Source organism: Methanocella paludicola SANAE (assembly GCF_000011005.1).
In the GTDB taxonomy this organism is placed as follows: Archaea; Halobacteriota; Methanocellia; order Methanocellales; family Methanocellaceae; genus Methanocella; species Methanocella paludicola.
Genome location: NC_013665.1, coordinates 1,199,638 through 1,217,241 on the forward strand (window position 1 = coordinate 1,199,638; position 17,604 = coordinate 1,217,241).

A 17,604-nucleotide genomic window follows, 5' to 3' on the forward strand; every position below is an offset into this window, starting at 1 on the left:
AAGCCATTGAATCGGTGCCGGGGGCCTGTCCCCCGGCGCACTATAATATTATACTATGTATTCCTCGCCGAGCCTCGGCGCGAACGCGTTGACGCCTATCTCTTTCTTAACCCACCCGGCGAACTCTTGGGTGTGGTCCCCGTGGACACAGAACACGTTCTCGGTGCCCTGGTCGCACATGTGCTTCACGATGGCCTTGAGCTCGGCATCGCCGCTGTGGGCGGAGAAGCTGTACTGCTCCAGCTTACACCGGAGCGGCAAAATCTCGCCGTCGACATCGATGGTGTTCGTGTCCAGCGCCATGCGCCCGTTCGTCCCGTCCACCTGGAAGCCGGTCAGCATGATCTTATTCTTCGGGTCGTCGTACATGTTCGGTATATAATATAGTGCCGGGCCGCCGTTGAGCATGCCCGCCGTGGTCACGACGACGGAGGGCTCGTCCAGCACCGTGCGCCGCATGGAGCCCTTGACGGTGGTGGCGCTACCGTAAGCCGACTTCAATCGTCCCGGATCCCGCACGTACTCGGGATTCTTCAGGAGAATATCCGTTACTTCCGTGCCCATGCCGTCCACGAAGCACCGGATGCCATATTCCTTAAGGATGAGAAGTACCTCCTGCGTGCGCCCGATGGCAAAGCAGGGGATAACGACATTGCCGCCAATGTCCAGCGTGTAGCGGATGGACTCGATGAACTGCTCTTCCAGGGCCTTCCTGTCTATGTGGTCCTTACCAAAGTAGGTGCTCTCCACCATCAGCGTCCTGGCGCCAGGGTAGTGGATCTTCGAGCCCTTAAGAAGGCGGGTGTCGGAGTTCTTGATGTCGCCCGTGTACAGCAACGTGTCGTCGTCGAACTCAACGTAGGTGAGCGCGCTGCCGGGAATGTGGCCCGCATCAAGTAAAGTTATCATATAATCGTCGGTCGAATAGTCCTCGTTATAGTCGAGCTCCCGGGTCCGCTTCAAGAGCATCTGCATATCGTTGGGGTCGAAGGGCGGAACATGTCCTCGCTCGGCGATCTCCAGCGTATCCTGGGCCAGCAGCTTTGTCAGATACTTCGTCGGAGGCGTGGCGAGCACAGTCGGCTTCAGGTCCATGAGGTTAGGCACGACGCCGCAGTGGTCCAGGTGGCCATGGGAGATGACGATGGTCTCAGGCCTGGGGCTGCCCGCCGGGTACTCGGGCGGATCGGAAGGCTTGATGCCATAGTCGAGGAGTACCTTCTCGTTCAGTAGAAATGCGGATCTGCCCACTTCACGCGCGGCTCCAAGGAACTTGATCTGAATGTTTATAACCTCCGATATGCCAAATTTAATATTAAGAGTCGAAAACAGGCTGAAATATATCCCATTCCGAATTAAAGTGTTAAACTGGCAGGCTTATATATTCCTTTCTCTACAAAATAATATAAATATTTCATTATTTCCAGGCCGGTGAAAACACGCCCGAAAGGTATCGTAATGCATGCCCCGTGCTATCCAGAACGATAGAAAAGTATAAATGCAATAGGCGCGATTCTAAGAGACCGTCGGAATCAAGTTCTATAATTGTATGGTGAGCCAAGTAGCATATCCCATGGAATGCCGCAGTCAAAATCCCTCGATGCCAGCATAACGAAAAAACGAAGACAGGACCTGCATAGAGTATCAACGGGGCTCGTAGCTCAGTTAGGTAGAGCGCCTGGCTTTTAACCAGGCTGCCTGGGGTTCAAATCCCCACGAGCCCGCTCACCCTATTATGGGACTTTTTTACTTTCTACACAGGAGGAAGGCAATATTGACCAAGAAATTTGACGTTCTGACGCACGATCTCGTGCCGAACCATATATTATTGACCGAGGAAGAGACCCAGGAACTTTTAAAAAGATACAGCATCACCCGGGGACAGTTGCCGAAAATTAAATCCTCCGACGTCGTCGTCAAGCAGATCGGCGCGAAGCCGGGCGACGTTCTCAAGATCATCAGAAGGAGCCTGACCGCGGGCAAGGCGGTCGCCTACAGGCTTGTTATCGATTAAGGCGAGGGGATTATTTAGTGTTAGACAGAAGAGAATTAAGTAAAGCATATTTTACCCGACGGAAGATAGCGCAGCATCATATTGATTCGTTCAACGTGTTTTTAGACCAGGGCCTTCAGAAAGTCATTGACGAGCAAGGCTTCATCGAGACCGACATCGAGGACGTTGAGCGGAACATTGAGCCCGTCAAGGTGAAATTAGGCAAGATTCGGGTCGGCAATCCCGTCGTGCGAGAGGCCGACGGCTCCGTCGAGCCGCTATTCCCGACGGAAGCCAGATTGCGGAATATTACTTATGCCGCCGAACTATTTTTAGAGATGAGCATCGTAAGGGGCGAAGTCGAAGAAGAGGCGATCGAGGTCAACATCGGCCAGCTCCCCATCATGATCGGCTGCAACAAGTGTAACCTGGCGAAGATGAACTCCGAGGACTGGATCAAGAACGGCGAGGACCCGATGGATCCCGGAGGATACTTCGTCATTAACGGCACCGAGCGTGTCCTGATGACGCTTGAAGACCTGGCCCCGAACAAGATCATGGTCGAGTACGATGACCGCTACGGCGACCAGATCGAGGTGGCCAAGGTGTTCTCGCAGCGCCGCGGGTACCGTGCGCTGGTCATCGTCGAGAGGGGCCGCAAGTCCATCTTAGAAGTATCGTTCCCTTCCATTTCCGGAAGGCTGAACTTAGTCATGCTCATGCGTGCGCTGGGCCTTGAGACCGACCAGGACATAGTGAACGCAGTGTCTGACGACCCCGAGATCCAGAAGTTCATGCTGGAGAACCTGGACGAGGCCGAGGCCGACACCGTGGAGACCGCAATGGAGAAAATAGGCAAGCGCGTGGCCGCGGGCCAGGCCCGGGACTACCAGATGAAACGCGCCCACTACGTCATCGACCGGTACTTACTGCCTCACCTGAACCCCGAGAACTTCGAGCGCATCCACGAGGACGACCCGAAGCTCCGCGATTCTCGCATTAATAAGTCATACTTCCTGGGCCGGATGGCCGAGGCCTGCTGTGAGCTGGCACTCCGCCGCCGCGCTCCGGACGACAAGGACCACTACTCCAACAAGCGGTTAAAACTCGCAGGCGACCTGATGGAGGACCTGTTCCGGGTCTCGTTCAACAGGCTCACCCGTGATATCAAGTACCAGCTCGAGAGGGCCAACATGCGTAACCGTGAGCTTTACATGATCACCGCGGTCAGGGCAGACGTCCTGACCGAGCGTCTCATCCACCCGCTGGCGACCGGCAACTGGGTCGGCGGCAGGACCGGCGTATCCCAGCTACTGGACCGCATCGACTACATGGCAATGCTCTCACACTTAAGGCGTGTCATATCCCCGTTAAGCAGGGCACAGCCCCACTTCGAGGCCCGTGACCTGCACGCGACCCAGTGGGGCCGCATCTGCCCGTCCGAGACGCCTGAAGGCCCGAACTGCGGCCTGGTGAAGAACTTCGCCATGTCCGTAGAGCTGTCCACGGGAGTAGAGGACGAGGAATCCACCAAGAAGGTCCTGCGCGAGGCAGGCGTACTACCGCTGGGGAGGGTGGTGTAACATGAAGTCTAGAATATTCGTCAACGGCGCGCTCATCGGGTCTCATGATAACCCGCTCGAGTTCGTCGAGAACATCCGCGAGAAGAGAAGACAGGGCATCATCTCGAACCAGATCAACATCGCATACCACAAGCTCACCAACGAAGTCATCATCAACACCGACATGGGCAGGGCCAGAAGGCCGCTCATCATCGTGAAGAACGGCAAGCCCGTCATCACGAACGATGACATCGAGCAGGTCCGGAAGGGCGAGGCATCCTTCGACGACATGGTCAAGAGGGGCTTCATCGAGTACATCGACGCCGAGGAAGAGGAGAACACGTTCATCGCCATCGACGAGTCCCAGCTTACCAAGGACCACACGCACATGGAACTGGACTCCTCGCTGATCCTGGGCATCGCCGCCGGCATGATCCCCTACCCGGAGCACAACGCCTCACCGAGAGTAACGATGGGCGCGGGCATGGTCAAGCAGTCGCTGGGCGTATCCACTTCCAACCAGAAGCTGAGGCCGGACACCAGGGGCCACTTCCTGCACTACCCGCAGGAGGGCATCGTGAGCACCCAGACGGCACGCTCGATCAACTTCGATCAGAGGCCGTCGGGCCAGAACTTTGTCGTGGCCGTGCTTTCCTACGAGGGCTACAACATTGAAGATGCGCTCGTGTTCAACAAGGGCTCCATCGAGAGGGGCCTGGGCAGGTCGCACTTCTTCAGGACGACCGAGGGCGAAGAGCGCAGGTACCCCGGCGGACAGGAGGACACCTTCGAGGTGCCCGACGCCGAGGTAAGGGGCGCCCGCGAGTCCGAGTTCTATTCCATGCTGGACGAGGACGGCCTGGTGAACCCGGAGACCGAGGTCGGCCCGAACGATGTATTAATAGGCAAGACGAGCCCGCCGAGATTCCTGGAAGAGCCCACCGACCTGGGCGGCATCACTCCCTTAAAGCGCCGTGAAACGTCGGTGACCATGAGGAGCAACGAGAAGGGCATCGTCGACACGGTAATATTGACCGAGACCCAGAACGGCAGCCGCCTGGCCAAGGTACGCACCAGGGACCAGAGGGTCCCGGAGCTCGGCGACAAGTTCGCCTCAAGGCACGGGCAGAAGGGCGTCATCGGCCTGATCGCCCAGCAGGAGGACATGCCTTTCACCGAGAACGGTATGGTGCCGGACCTCATCATTAACCCGCACGCCATCCCGTCCCGTATGACGATCGGCCACGTACTGGAGACCATCGGCGGCAAGATCGGCAGCCTCGAGGGAAGGTTCGTCGACGGCACCGCATTCAATAACGAGACCGAGGACGAGCTGAGGAAAGAGTTCAAGAAGTTCGGCTTCTCGCACACCGGCAAAGAGGTCTTTTACGATGGCATTACCGGCCAGAGGATCACCGCCGATATATTCGTAGGCGTTATCCTGTACCAGAAGCTGTACCACATGGTCTCGTCCAAGATGCACGCCCGGTCCAGGGGCCCCGTACAGGTCCTGACCAGGCAGCCCACCGAAGGCCGTGCGAGGGAAGGCGGTCTCAGGTTCGGCGAAATGGAAAGAGATGTGATGATCGGCCACGGGGCCGCAATGGCGCTCAAGGAGAGGCTGCTCGACGAGTCCGACAAAGTGTTCGAGTACGTCTGCAACAACTGCGGCATGGTCGCCACCGAGGACAAGAAGAGAAGGCTCGTGTACTGCCCGAACTGCGGCGCGGACACGAATATATACAAGGTAGAAATGAGCTACGCTTTCAAGCTATTATTAGACGAGATGAAGGCGCTGGGCATAGCGCCCAGGCTGGACCTGGAGGACGCAGTATGACCGCACCAAAGAGGATCCGTAAGATAAAGTTCGGCCTGCTATCGCCGGCCGAGATACGCAAGATGAGCGTGACGAAGGTCATCACTGCCGATACGTACGACGACGATGGCTATCCCATCGACATGGGCCTGATGGACCCCCGGCTGGGCGTTATCGACCCCGGCCTGAGGTGCAAGACCTGCGGCGGAAGGCCGGGCGAATGCCCGGGCCACTTCGGCCACATCGAGCTCGCCTCGCCCGTCATTCACGTGGGCTTCGCGCGCCTGCTCCGTAAGATCCTGATGACGACCTGCCGGCGCTGCGGAAAGCTGATGCTGGACGACAAGGCGAAGGCCGATTACATCCGCCAGATCAAGACCAACATCCGGCTGGGCCAGCCCACCGACGAGATCGTCAAGAACGTCTTCAAGGACGCGAAATCGACCACCTGCCCGTACTGCGGCGAGGAGCAGAAGGAGATCAAGTTCGAAAAGCCGACCGGCTACATCGAGGACGGCCACAAGCTGATGCCCACCGATGTCCGTGACAGGCTCGAGATGATCCCGGACGAGGATATCGAGGTCTTCGGCATGGACCCGAAGAACGCTAGGCCCGAATGGATGGTCCTGACCGTTCTGCCGGTACCGCCGGTAACCGTTCGCCCGTCCATCACCCTCGAGAGCGGGCAGCGCTCCGAGGATGACCTGACCCACAAGCTCGTGGACATCATCCGCATCAACCAGCGGTTCCAGGAGAACCGGGACGCAGGCGCCCCGCAGCTCATCATCGAAGACCTGTGGGAACTGTTACAGTACCACGTTACCACTTACATCGATAACGCCGTATCGGGCGTTCCGCCGGCCAGGCACAGGAGCGGCAGGCCATTAAAGACGCTATCGCAGCGTCTCAAGGGTAAGGAAGGCCGTTTCAGGGGCTCATTATCCGGTAAGCGTGTCAACTTCAGCGCCCGTACCGTCATCTCGCCCGACCCCAACCTGAGCATCAACCAGGTTGGCGTGCCCATGAGCATCGCGCGGGAAATGACCATACCCGTGACCGTGACTCCCTTCAACATCGAGTCGACGAAAGAGTACGTCCGCCGCGGCTCCGAAAACCACCCCGGCGCTAATTACGTGAAGAGGCCGGACGGCCGCAGGCTCAAGGTCACCGATAAGAACTGCAGCGAGCTGGCCGACGCGCTCGACATCGGGTGGAAGATCGACCGCCAGCTCAAGGACGGCGACATCGTTCTCTTTAACCGGCAGCCGTCGCTGCACCGCATGAGCATCATGGGCCACTTCGTGAAAGTGATGCCCAACAAGACGTTCAGGCTCAACCCGGCGGTCTGTGCTCCCTATAACGCCGACTTTGACGGCGACGAAATGAACCTGCACGTGCCCCAGAACATGGAGGCCATGGCCGAGGCGCGCATTCTCATGCTGGTACAGGAGAACATCCTGTCCCCGAGGTTCGGCGGCCCCATCATCGGCGGCCTGCACGACCACATCTCAGGCATTTACCTGCTGACCAAAGGCTACCAGATGTTCAGCGAGACCGAAGCGCTGGACGTGGTCCGGAAGGTCGGGATCAAGGAATTACCCGAGCCCGCGAAGGTCGAGAACGGCGCCCAGTACTGGAGCGGCAAGCAGATCTTCAGCGTCATCCTGCCGAAGACGCTGAGCATGACCTACAAGGCCAAGATCTGCGAGAACTGCGAGGTCTGTAAGAAAGAGGAATGCGAGAAGGACGCTTACGTCGTTATCCGTGACGGCGTGCTGAAGTGCGGCACGGTGGACGAGAAGGCCATCGGCGCTTTCAGCGGCAAGATCGTTGACCGTATCGTCAAGACGTACAGCGAGGACACGGCGGCCAAGTTCATCGACGATGTCACGCGTCTCGCTATCCGTGCCATCATGCGGTTTGGCTTCTCCTACGGTATTAGCGACACCGACATACCCAGAGAGGCCAAGGTTCAGACCACCGATATCATCCTCGACTCCGAGAAGCAGGTCAAGAAACTTATCGAAGCGTTCGACGCTGGCGAGCTCGAATCTTTACCTGGCAGGACTCTTAAGGAGACGCTCGAATTACGCATCATGCAGGAACTGGCAAAGGCCAGAGACGCCGCCGGCTCCATCGCGGGCAAGCACCTCGCGAGCGAGGGCAACAACTCGGCGGTCATCATGGCCCGGTCCGGCGCCAGGGGCAGCTTCCTGAACCTGACACAGATGACCGGGTGCGTCGGCCAGCAGTCCGTCCGTGGAGAGCGGATCATGAGAGGCTACAGCGACAGGACGCTCCCGCACTTCCAGCCTGGCGACTTAGGCGCGGACTCGAGAGGCTTCGTCGAATCCTCGTATAAAAAGGGCCTGAACCCGACCGAGTTCTTCTTCCACGCAATGGGCGGCAGAGAGGGTCTCGTCGATACTGCGGTCAGGACATCACAGTCCGGTTACCTGCAGCGCAGGCTTGTTAACGCACTACAGGACCTCGAGGTCAAGTACGACGGCACGGTAAGAGAGACCCGGGGCGTCATCGTCCAGTTCGAATATGGCGAGGACGGCGTCGACCCGATGAAGAGCGACTACGGCGAGGGCGTGAACGTCCAGCATATCGTCGAGACCGTCGCGAACGGGGGTGACTCGAAGTGAGCATATCAGAATCCACCATCGAGGCAGAGCTCAATAAGATCGAGGGCCTGCCGGCAAAGATCGTCGACGAGCTAAAGGCGAGCCTGAAGGACGTGAAGATCAGCAAGAAGCAGCTCGACGAGATCATCGAGAAGACCCGCGAGGCGTACTCGCACGCGAAAGTGGAGAACTGCGAAGCCGTCGGCATGGTCGCCGCACAGAGTATCGGCGAGCCCGGCACGCAGATGACGATGCGTACCTTCCACTATGCGGGCGTAGCCGAGATCGACGTTACGCTCGGCCTGCCCAGGCTTATCGAGATCGTGGACGCCAGGCGCGAGCCTTCCACTCCCATGATGACCATTCACCTGTCCCCCGAGATATCGGGCAACAGGGACCCCGTCAGGAAACTTGCGTGGGAGCTTGAGGAGACCACGGTCAGCGACATCGGCTCCATCGCCACGAACTTGAACGACATGACCATCATCATCGACCTCAACGAAAAGCAGGTCCTGCAGAGGAGCATGACCATCGACGAGGTCATGGGCAAGATCGGGGAAGTCACCGGGCTCAAGATCGACGTGAACGACAACCGTCTCACCGTCCATCCCGAGGGCGAGTCCTATCGTGATCTGCTCCAGATGGTAGAAACGATACGAACGATACTTTTAAAAGGCATAAAAGGTATTAGTCGTGTCGTCATCCGAAAAGAAGAGAACGAGTATGTAATATATACTCAGGGCTCCGCGCTGAAGAAGGTCATACACTTCGACGGCGTCGACGCCTCCAGGACCAAGACGAACAACATCAACGAGATCTCCGAGGTCCTGGGCATCGAAGCGGCCCGAAACGCGATCATCAATGAAGCCCTCGACACGCTGTCCGAGCAGGGTCTCACGGTCGACATCCGGCACATCATGCTGGTCGCCGACATGATGAGCATCGACGGCGAGGTCAAGCAGATCGGCAGGCACGGCATCTCGGGCGAGAAGGCCAGCGTCCTGTCGAGAGCGGCTTTCGAGGTCACGGTGAACCACCTCCTCGACGCCGCCGTCGCGGGCGAAGTCGATGAGCTGACCGGCGTAACTGAAAATGTTATTGTCGGGCAGCCGATACAGCTAGGCACCGGGGACGTAGAGCTTATAACCACATCCTCGAGCCTCAAGAAAACAAAGTCTAAGGCTTAGACAAGCCTAAGGCTAAACCTCAGGAAAAAGAGTGATTAGAATGCAGATAGACTTGGACAAGTCACTGAGAAGCGTTATGAGGACCGGCAAAGTCCTGGTAGGGACCAAGCAGGCCATAAAAGCAAGTAAACGCGGAGTAGCGAAACTTGTCATCGTGGCCTCCAACTGTCCCACCGATGTAAAGAAGCAGATAGCAGACAGCAAGGTGCCCATATACGAGTTCCCGGGATTGAGCGTAGACCTGGGGCCCATATGCGGCAAGCCGTTCATCGTCTCGGCATTGACCGTACTGGATGCCGGCGAGTCGGACATCATGGCATTAGCCAGGGGTGTACAGAGTGCCTGAAGTCTCATTCACTACGGAGACGATGAGGTACATCGCGCTCTTCGAGTCGCTGACCGGAGCGCACGCCAAAGACTGCCTCATCCTTGAGGGCGAGGACAGCCGCATCGTGTTCGTAGTAAAGAGTGGAGACATGGGCTTAGCTATCGGTAAAAATGGTAACAACATCAATCGTGTGAAGAAACAGATAGGAAGGCACGTCGAAGTCATCGAGTATAATGAGGATCCTAAGGAATTCATCAAGAACCTGTTTCAGCCGGCCACCGTGAAGAACATCGTCATTTCGACGAAAGGCGAAAGGACGTTAGCCATCGTGGACGTGGCCACCAAGGATAAGGGCCTGGCCATCGGAAAGAACGGCAGGAACATCAACAAGGTCAAATTACTCGCACAAAGACATCATACGGTCGACGATGTCATCATCAATAATCAAAAGTAAGGTCGTGAATAGATGGGATATGGAAAATTTGCAGCTCGCAAACTCGATCATGAAAGGAAAAATTACAGATGGAGTGACAGAGACTACGCCAGGCGCGTACTAAGGCTCGACGAGAAGGCCGACCCCTTAGAGGGAGCGCCCCAGGCGAAGGGTATCGTATTAGAGAAGATCGGAGTAGAGGCCAAGCAGCCGAACTCCGCCATAAGAAAGTGCATCAGGATCCAGCTGATCAAGAACGGCCGCCAGGTAACGGCATTCTGCCCGGGCGACGGCGCGATCAACTTCATCGATGAGCACGACGAGGTCACCATCGAGGGCATCGGCGGACGTATGGGCGGTTCTTACGGCGATATCCCTGGCGTCAGGTTCAGGGTATGCAAGGTGAACGACGTATCGCTCGACGAGCTCGTGAAGGGCAAGAGAGAGAAGCCATTAAGGTAAGGTGGAAGTTTGTCAGATTTATTGCTATTCGGCAAATGGGATACGACTCAGGTCAACGTCAAGGACCCGAGCATCAAGAGGTACGTTAACCTCACCCCCGTCGTCGTGCCGCACACCGGCGGACGGCTGGGCTGCAAGCAGTTCGGCAAGGCCGAGATGCCGATCGTTGAGCGGCTCATTAATAAGCTGATGAGGAACGAGTTCAACACCGGCGAGAAGATCAAGTGCTACAACATCGTGCGCGACGCGTTCGACATCATCAACCGGCGGACCAAGCAGAACCCGGTCCAGGTATTTGTCGACGCCATCGAGAACGCAGGGCCCCGTGAGGACACCGTCCGTCTCAAGTACGGCGGCATCAACGTCCCCAAGGCAGTGGACGTATCGCCCATGAGGCGTGTCGACCAGGCGCTCATGTTCATCGCATCCGGCGCCGAGAAGGCCTCTTTCAAGAGCAAGAAGTCCATCGAGGACGCGCTCGCCGATGAGCTCATCGCGGCCTCGAAGGGCGACGTGAAGAGCGCCTCCGTGGCCAAGAGAGACGAAAAGGAAAGGGTGGCTAAGGCAGCCCGTTAATACCTAGAGGATAGTGTTTATGGCGACTAGAGGAAAGAAGATGGTCGAGCGGGTCACGGGGCTCATGGATAAGCCGACCCTGATCCGCAACATAGGCATTTGTGCCCATATCGACCATGGAAAGACCACGTTATCGGACAACCTGCTGGGCGGCTCGGGCATGATCTCCATGGACCTGGCCGGCAAGCAGCTTTTCATGGACTTCGACGAGGAAGAGCAGGCAAGAGGCATCACGATCAACGCGGCCAACGTATCGATGGTCCACGAGGTCGGCGGCGAGGAATACCTGATTAACCTCATCGACACGCCGGGACACGTCGACTTCGGCGGCGACGTCACCAGGGCCATGAGGGCCGTGGACGGGGCCGTTGTCGTCGTCGACGCGGTCGAGGGCACCATGCCCCAGACCGAGACCGTGCTCAGGCAGGCTCTCCGGGAGAACGTCAAGCCCATCCTGTTCATCAACAAGGTGGACCGTCTCATCAACGAGCTCAAGATCGAGAAGAAAGACATGCCCATCCGGCTTGCCAAGGTCATCGACCACGTCAACAAGCTGGTCAGGAACATGTCCCCCGAGCACTACGAGAAGGACGGCTGGAAGCTGGATGCCGCAAAAGGCACCGTCTGCTTCGGCTCCGCGCTCTACAAGTGGGCCGTGTCGATCCCCTCGATGAAGGCGAGCGGTATCGGCTTCAACGAGGTCTATGACTACTGTAAGTCGGGTAACATGAAGGATCTGGCCCTGAAGTCCCCGCTGCACTCAGTGCTGCTGGACGCTGTGGTACACCACCTGCCCAATCCGCTGGAAGCGCAGAAGAGGCGTATACCGGTCATCTGGAGGGGCGACAAGGAGTCCAAGGTCGGCAAGGACCTCATGACCGCTAACCCCAACGAAGAGATCGTGTTCATGGTCACGAAGATCCTGACCGACCCGCACGCGGGCGAAGTGGCCGTCGGCCGCTTATTCGCCGGCACGCTGGCGAGGGGCCAGGAGCTATATATCTCGGGCACCGCCACGACGAACCGTGTCCAGTCCGTGGCCATTTCCATGGGCGCGGACCGTGTCGAGGTCGAGAAGATCCCGGCGGGCAACATCGCCGCGGTCACCGGCCTCAGGGACGCCATCGTCGGCTCCACCGGCTCAACCGTCCGTGAGATGACCCCGTTCGAGGCCATCAAGCACGTCTCGGAGCCCGTCATGACCGTGGCCGTCGAGGCCAAGAACATGAAGGACCTCCCGAAGCTGGTCGAGGCCCTGCGGCAGGTGGCCAAGGAAGACCCCACCGTCAAGGTCGAGATCAACGAGGAGACCGGCGAGCACCTCATATCGGGCATGGGCGAACTCCACTTAGAGATCGTCACCAAGTCCAGGATCACCAGGGACAGGGGCATCGAGGTCATCACCTCCGAGCCCATCGTCGTGTACCGTGAGACCGTTATAAGCAAGGCGGGCCCCATCGAAGGTAAGTCCCCCAACAAGCACAACCGGTTCTACGTGCACATCGAGCCCCTCGAGCAGCCGATCTTCGACGCCATCAAGAACGGCGACTTCTCCATGAACATGATGGAGATGGACCGGAGGAAGATGCTCGAGAGCCTGGGCATGAACAAGGATGAGGCCAAGGGCGTTACGCACGTTTACGGCACCAACATGCTCATCGACCAGACCAAGGGTATCCAGTACCTGAAGGAGACCATGGAGCTCATCATCGAAGGCATGGAAGAGGCTCTGAAGAACGGCCCGCTGGCCAGAGAGCCCGCCCAGGGCATAAAGATCCGGCTCGTCGATGTCAAGCTGCACGAAGATGCCGTCCACCGTGGCCCCGCGCAGGTCATCCCCGCGATGAGGACCGCCGTACAGGGCGGCGTGCTCATGTCCGGCCCGACGCTGCTCGAGCCCGTCCAGAAGGTCTTCATCAGCGTCCCGCAGACCCAGATGGGCGCGGCTGTCCGTGAAATACAGGGCAGGCGCGGCGTCATCAACGATATCCAGTCCGAGGGCGACATGTCCATCATCGAAGGGCAGGCGCCTGTGGCGGAATTATTCGGCTTCGCCAGCGACATCCGCGGCGCGACCGAAGGCCGTGCGCTGTGGAACACCGAGTTCCTCGGGTTCTTCCCGGTACCGGGCAGCATGCAGAACGAAATAGTGATCAACATCCGCAAGAGGAAGGGGCTCAAGGCCGAGATACCGAGGCCGAGCGACTTCCTCGAATAAGTAGAGAAGGCGCCACTGGCGCCTCACTTTACTTATAAAAAAACGAAAGGTATAAAAACAACGAATGCCTTTACGATTGCAAGTAAACACAGCATATATGTGGATATATATTCGGAGGAAATATAAATGGCAGCAACTAAGCCGCACATGAATTTAGCAGTCATCGGACACATCGACCACGGCAAGAGCACCCTTGTCGGCAGGCTGATGTTCGAGACCGGCGCCGTACCGGCGCACGTCATCGAGCAGTACAGGAAGGAAGCAGAGTCCAAGGGTAAGGCGACCTTCGAATTCGCCTGGGTCATGGACTCGCTGAAGGAAGAGCGTGAGAGAGGCATTACGATCGATATCGCTCACAGAAGGTTCGACACCGAGAAGTTCTACTTCACCGTCGTGGACTGTCCGGGCCACCGGGACTTCGTCAAGAACATGATCACAGGCGCATCCCAGGCAGATGCCGCTATCCTCGTCGTCGGCGCACCCGATGGCGTAATGCAGCAGACCAAGGAACACATCTTCCTGTCCAGGACGCTCGGCATCAGCCAGCTCATCGTCGCCATCAACAAGATGGACGCGGTCAACTACGACCAGAAGAGATACGATGAGGTCAAGACCGAAGTCTCCAAGATCCTCAAGATGGTCGGATTCAAGACCGACACCATCCCGTTCATCCCGACCTCGGCGTTCAAGGGCGACAACATCGCCAAGCACTCCGAGAACACCAAGTGGTACACGGGCTACACGATCCTTGAGGCGCTCAACCAGCTTACCGAGCCCCAGAAGCCCACTCAGCTGCCCATGAGGACCCCGATCCAGGACGTATATACCATCTCCGGTATCGGCGTAGTCCCCGTAGGCCGTGTCGAGACGGGCATCATGAAGAAGGGCGACAAGGTCATCTTCAGGCCCTCCATCGACGGCGTAGGCGCCGCTGGTGAGGTCAAGTCCATCGAGATGCACCACGAAGAGATCCCCCAGGCACTGCCCGGCGACAACATCGGCTTCAACGTCCGTGGTGTCGAGAAGAACGCCATCAGGCGTGGCGACGTCTGCGGCCCCGTTGACAAGCAGCCCACCGTGGCTACCGAGTTCAAGGCCCAGATCCAGGTCCTGCAGCACCCCTCTGCCATCAGCGCTGGCTACACCCCGGTGTTCCACTGCCACACGGCGCAGGTCGCATGCATGATCACCCAGATCCTGGCCAAGCTCGACCCCAAGACGGGCGGCGTCAAGGAAGAGAACCCGGCCTTCATCAAGGCGGGCGACCCGGCGATCGTTCTCGTAAGGCCCACCAGGCCCATGTGCATCGAGAAGGTCAAGGAGATCCCGCAGCTCGGCAGGTTCGCTATCCGTGATATGGGCCAGACCATCGCTGCCGGCGTCGTGATCGATATCACCCCGAGGTAAGGTTAATATAGAAGGATGGACTACTATGTCCGTCCTTTCATATTATTTAGGTGACATATCATGGCAGCACAAAAAGCAAGGATCAGGCTTTCAGGAACTTCACCCACGAAGTTAGACGATGTCTGCGGACAGGTGAAGAAGATCGCCGAGAAGACCGGCGTAAGCATTTCGGGACCTGTACCTTTACCGACGAAGCGCCTGGTCGTACCGACCAGAAAGAGCCCGAGCGGCGAAGGCACTGCGACCTGGGAACACTGGGAGATGCGTGTGCATAAGAGGCTCATCGACATCGACGCAGACGAGCGTGCTTTAAGGCAGCTGATGCGTATCCAGGTGCCCAAGGACATCAACATCGAGATCGTCCTGAAAGACTAAGTTCGTTCGGATGAACGAATATCGTTCTGAACAATCAATCGTTCTCGAACGAGTATAGCAGTCGAACATCATTAACGTAAAAACGTGTTCCGGATGTAGATTCGGAACGAGTAGAAAGGTTCATTGAACCTTTACATCTCCTCCAATCATAGATGTAGTAGGGGTTCTTTGATATCCCCTACCAAACTTGTTTTAGCGTATTATCAAATGGCTGTTAAAGGCTACTTTTTGGCTACTTTAAGGTGTGAAAGCCCGATATTATTCAGTATCTCGTCAACATCCTCTGAAAAATCCTTTTCTACATTTCGAATATAGATCGCATCATCGTCAAAGGGGGCATCATTTGCAGAGATCTCATACACAGGCTCGATCATGCATTGTCCTTGCTGCGGGATGCCCAGGTGCCATTGGCCGTTATAGTATCCTATGGCTACCTTTTTTCCAACATGACATTTATCTTTGACGTAACCTCTTTGTCTGTCATCCAGCAGGATGGGTATTAATTGATCGTTATTCCTCACGAGTACGATCGCTTCCATCGAATACCGGGAAAATGGCAATACAAAGTCCACTATCTCGCCCACGGACACGTTTTCATGGATCTCTTCTTTCAATCGTCTACCCCGTTACCTATAAAATAATAAGAATAAACCATATTAAATACTTTTTTCTATTACTTTGATTTTCAATATATTTATTGGAATTAAAAACAATGGATCTTGTGCATTTTTGGGATCGTAATTGTTGTAGCTGATCCCCATGCTCTTTTACATTATGCGGTCGTTGAGTGTCCTCAACCACAGGGGCACGAAGAGCGCAGAGTTCACAGAGATTTCTTATAGATGGAGACTCAGAGGGCACGGGGGACGGGTTTATAATATGCCTGGGGCACAGAGTTGAAGGAGGCATAGCTGACGATAAACCGGTCCAGGTGGAAAACTGTTATCAAATAATCATGTGGTAATTGTTTATTCGTCAACCGTGCCCCAATAAACTCTGTGCCCCGGGTAAGCCAATAAACCGGGCTCTGTGCTCTCCGTGGCCTCAAATTATTAAAAAATAACTCTGTCCGTACTTCCGAGGTTGTTGTGTAATTGGTTGTGGTGGTAGAATAAGTTCTAGTATTTAAAGGTGGGGGTGTAAGGGGTTTTTTGGTTAGAATGAAAACTCCTTACAGTCCCCGTGTTTGTAGCGTTAGGCATGTTGATATAAATCTTTTCGCCCGCAGGTTTGCTGAATGGTTTGATTTTCCCCGTAATAGGGAGTATGCGAGGTGTCTTGCTAACGCATCCGTGAGAAGGACGAGCCTTGAGTCCGTGTATGATAATTACGGGGGGCTGCCTCCTGACAGTTTCTTCCTCTCTTTCAAGTACCCTGTAGAGACGGTGATATCGGCGATGGACTGGTTTTTCGAGTGTCAGGCCGGTTTATTGGACTTGCATGGCTGCACGGTCGCCATCGATCTGAACGATGTGGAGTACTGGGGCAGGGTGGACGAGTACGTGCACCCTAAAAAAGGCCTGACAAAGAACACGTACGTCCTCCGGTACGCCGTGGCCTCCATGGTGGACGAGAAACGCAAGCTCGCCCTGGCATGCATGCCCATCAGCACGAACGATAAACTCGTGGACATCGTCAGGATCCTCCTGGAAAAGGCTATGAGCCACGTCCTGGTTGACGTCGTCCTCTTTGACCGGGGATTCTACAACGCCACCCTTCTTAAAACGGTGGAGGAGATGGGCGTGGATTACGTGATTCCTCTCAGGAAAAGCAAGGGGACAGACAGGGTCTGGGAGGAGTCAAAAAAGAATGGGGAATGCAAACTACGGCACACCGTAAAAGGCGAAACAGACCAGATTAGCGCATGGCTGTACCTGGACGAGAAAAAGAAAGAGAACAAAGAGGAGGTGGATAGAAAAGAAACAGGCAAAAGAAAGGGGCAGAACAAGAACAAGAACAAGAACAGGAAGAAGAGGAAAGAAAGGGAGTACGTGGGAGTGATCAGCAATATGGACGTACGTCCCGAACTGGTGGAGGATTTCATGGACTGGTACTTCGTAAGGAACAACGTGGAGACCGGTTTCAAAGAGAAGAACCAATACAAGATACGGACATGCAGCACCGACAAGGCCTATCGGTTCCTTATCTATTGCATTAGCCTCTACCTCATGAACCTCGTGCAAGTGGTAAGGATTGTTAACAACACCTTTTTCAGGAACGATGAGATGAAAAAACTCGTAATACTGCTGCTCATACTTGACAAACCGCTGGTAGGAGAACATAGGCTCTCAAGAACCCTGATAGTGATTGCCTAGCGACAACCGGATAGCCCAGGCTATCCTAAAACACAGAAAAAACCCATACAAACAGCTAATTTTAACATAAACATCCAATAAAACCCATAACCACACAACCGCCAGAAAAACAACCCAAAAAAGACCACATCGGAAGTACGGTCTGTGAAACTCCGTGAGCTCTGTGCCCCTGTGGTTGGACCACTCAACGACGGCATAACGAGAAAAGGATAAAAATGTTAATCCCAAAACCGCGGAAGAGTCAAAACAATTTAAAAAAGAATTCGCATGAACATTAGCATCATAGCCCTCACGATATTTTG

The 17,604-nt window shown here is 56.0% G+C and carries 15 protein-coding genes and 1 tRNA gene; 14 read left to right on the forward strand and 2 right to left on the reverse strand.

Annotation, left to right across the window (positions count from 1 at the left end; all coding sequences use genetic code 11):
• Positions 1 to 48 precede the first annotated feature (48 nt).
• A complete protein-coding gene (locus MCP_RS06155) occupies positions 49 to 1,251 on the reverse strand; it encodes an MBL fold metallo-hydrolase (protein WP_012899965.1) in 1,203 nt (400 codons plus the stop codon).
• Positions 1,252 to 1,650: 399 nt separating this feature from the next.
• Here MCP_RS06155 and MCP_RS06160 point away from each other — a divergent pair.
• From MCP_RS06160 to rpsJ, 13 genes are all read left to right on the forward strand, one after another.
• Positions 1,651 to 1,724 (forward strand) — tRNA-Lys (locus MCP_RS06160).
• A gap of 11 nt (positions 1,725 to 1,735) precedes the next feature.
• On the forward strand, positions 1,736 to 2,014 hold the full coding sequence (locus tag MCP_RS06165; RefSeq protein WP_173332317.1) for a DNA-directed RNA polymerase subunit H: 279 nt from the start codon (positions 1,736 to 1,738) through the stop codon (positions 2,012 to 2,014).
• 17 nt (positions 2,015 to 2,031) lie between these two features.
• Positions 2,032 to 3,576 (forward strand): DNA-directed RNA polymerase subunit B'', encoded by a 1,545-nt coding sequence (locus MCP_RS06170; protein ID WP_012899967.1) that lies wholly within the window; start codon positions 2,032 to 2,034, stop codon positions 3,574 to 3,576.
• Position 3,577: 1 nt separating this feature from the next.
• Positions 3,578 to 5,392 (forward strand): DNA-directed RNA polymerase subunit B, encoded by a 1,815-nt coding sequence (gene rpoB, locus MCP_RS06175; protein WP_012899968.1) that lies wholly within the window; start codon positions 3,578 to 3,580, stop codon positions 5,390 to 5,392.
• Positions 5,389 to 8,022 (forward strand): DNA-directed RNA polymerase subunit A', encoded by a 2,634-nt coding sequence (locus tag MCP_RS06180; protein ID WP_012899969.1) that lies wholly within the window; start codon positions 5,389 to 5,391, stop codon positions 8,020 to 8,022. The genes rpoB and MCP_RS06180 overlap by 4 nt, the downstream gene beginning before the upstream one ends.
• Positions 8,019 to 9,188 (forward strand): DNA-directed RNA polymerase subunit A'', encoded by a 1,170-nt coding sequence (rpoA2, locus tag MCP_RS06185; protein ID WP_012899970.1) that lies wholly within the window; start codon positions 8,019 to 8,021, stop codon positions 9,186 to 9,188. The genes MCP_RS06180 and rpoA2 overlap by 4 nt, the downstream gene beginning before the upstream one ends.
• A gap of 40 nt (positions 9,189 to 9,228) precedes the next feature.
• Entirely contained in the window at positions 9,229 to 9,534 is a 306-nt protein-coding gene (locus MCP_RS06190) for a 50S ribosomal protein L30e (RefSeq protein ID WP_128567065.1), read from the forward strand.
• Positions 9,527 to 9,970 (forward strand): NusA-like transcription termination signal-binding factor, encoded by a 444-nt coding sequence (locus MCP_RS06195; protein WP_012899972.1) that lies wholly within the window; start codon positions 9,527 to 9,529, stop codon positions 9,968 to 9,970. Before MCP_RS06190 ends, MCP_RS06195 begins: the two co-directional genes overlap by 8 nt.
• Before the next feature lie 12 nt (positions 9,971 to 9,982).
• Complete coding sequence (locus MCP_RS06200) at positions 9,983 to 10,411, forward strand: 30S ribosomal protein S12 (RefSeq protein WP_012899973.1); 429 nt, start codon at positions 9,983 to 9,985, stop codon at positions 10,409 to 10,411.
• Positions 10,412 to 10,420: 9 nt separating this feature from the next.
• A complete protein-coding gene (locus MCP_RS06205) occupies positions 10,421 to 10,987 on the forward strand; it encodes a 30S ribosomal protein S7 (RefSeq protein ID WP_012899974.1) in 567 nt (188 codons plus the stop codon).
• Between the two features lie 19 nt (positions 10,988 to 11,006).
• The gene (locus tag MCP_RS06210; protein ID WP_012899975.1) at positions 11,007 to 13,205 is read left to right on the forward strand and encodes an elongation factor EF-2; all 2,199 of its coding nucleotides are present in this window, start codon (positions 11,007 to 11,009) and stop codon (positions 13,203 to 13,205) included.
• A gap of 126 nt (positions 13,206 to 13,331) precedes the next feature.
• Entirely contained in the window at positions 13,332 to 14,612 is a 1,281-nt protein-coding gene (gene tuf, locus MCP_RS06215) for a translation elongation factor EF-1 subunit alpha (protein WP_012899976.1), read from the forward strand.
• A gap of 60 nt (positions 14,613 to 14,672) precedes the next feature.
• Entirely contained in the window at positions 14,673 to 14,987 is a 315-nt protein-coding gene (gene rpsJ, locus MCP_RS06220; protein ID WP_012899977.1) for a 30S ribosomal protein S10, read from the forward strand.
• Between the two features lie 221 nt (positions 14,988 to 15,208).
• On the opposite strand, the gene MCP_RS06225 is transcribed toward rpsJ, so the two are convergent.
• Entirely contained in the window at positions 15,209 to 15,601 is a 393-nt protein-coding gene (locus tag MCP_RS06225; RefSeq protein ID WP_012899978.1) for a hypothetical protein, read from the reverse strand.
• Positions 15,602 to 16,147: 546 nt separating this feature from the next.
• On the opposite strand from MCP_RS06225, the gene MCP_RS06230 reads away from it, so the two are divergent.
• Positions 16,148 to 17,302 (forward strand): transposase, encoded by a 1,155-nt coding sequence (locus tag MCP_RS06230; protein WP_128567066.1) that lies wholly within the window; start codon positions 16,148 to 16,150, stop codon positions 17,300 to 17,302.
• Positions 17,303 to 17,604: the final 302 nt, after the last annotated feature.

Excerpts from the sequence above, each read along its gene's own strand:
- MCP_RS06165 (WP_173332317.1), top strand. The coding sequence starts at position 1,736 with ATGGGACTTTTTTACTTTCTACACAGGAGGAAGGCAATATTGACCAAG.
- MCP_RS06230 (WP_128567066.1), top strand. The coding sequence starts at position 16,148 with ATGAAAACTCCTTACAGTCCCCGTGTTTGTAGCGTTAGGCATGTTGAT.
- MCP_RS06180 (WP_012899969.1), top strand. The coding sequence starts at position 5,389 with ATGACCGCACCAAAGAGGATCCGTAAGATAAAGTTCGGCCTGCTATCG.
- MCP_RS06210 (WP_012899975.1), top strand. The coding sequence starts at position 11,007 with ATGGCGACTAGAGGAAAGAAGATGGTCGAGCGGGTCACGGGGCTCATG.
- rpoB (WP_012899968.1), top strand. The coding sequence starts at position 3,578 with ATGAAGTCTAGAATATTCGTCAACGGCGCGCTCATCGGGTCTCATGAT.
- rpsJ (WP_012899977.1), top strand. The coding sequence starts at position 14,673 with ATGGCAGCACAAAAAGCAAGGATCAGGCTTTCAGGAACTTCACCCACG.
- MCP_RS06190 (WP_128567065.1), top strand. The coding sequence starts at position 9,229 with ATGCAGATAGACTTGGACAAGTCACTGAGAAGCGTTATGAGGACCGGC.
- tuf (WP_012899976.1), top strand. The coding sequence starts at position 13,332 with ATGGCAGCAACTAAGCCGCACATGAATTTAGCAGTCATCGGACACATC.
- MCP_RS06200 (WP_012899973.1), top strand. The coding sequence starts at position 9,983 with ATGGGATATGGAAAATTTGCAGCTCGCAAACTCGATCATGAAAGGAAA.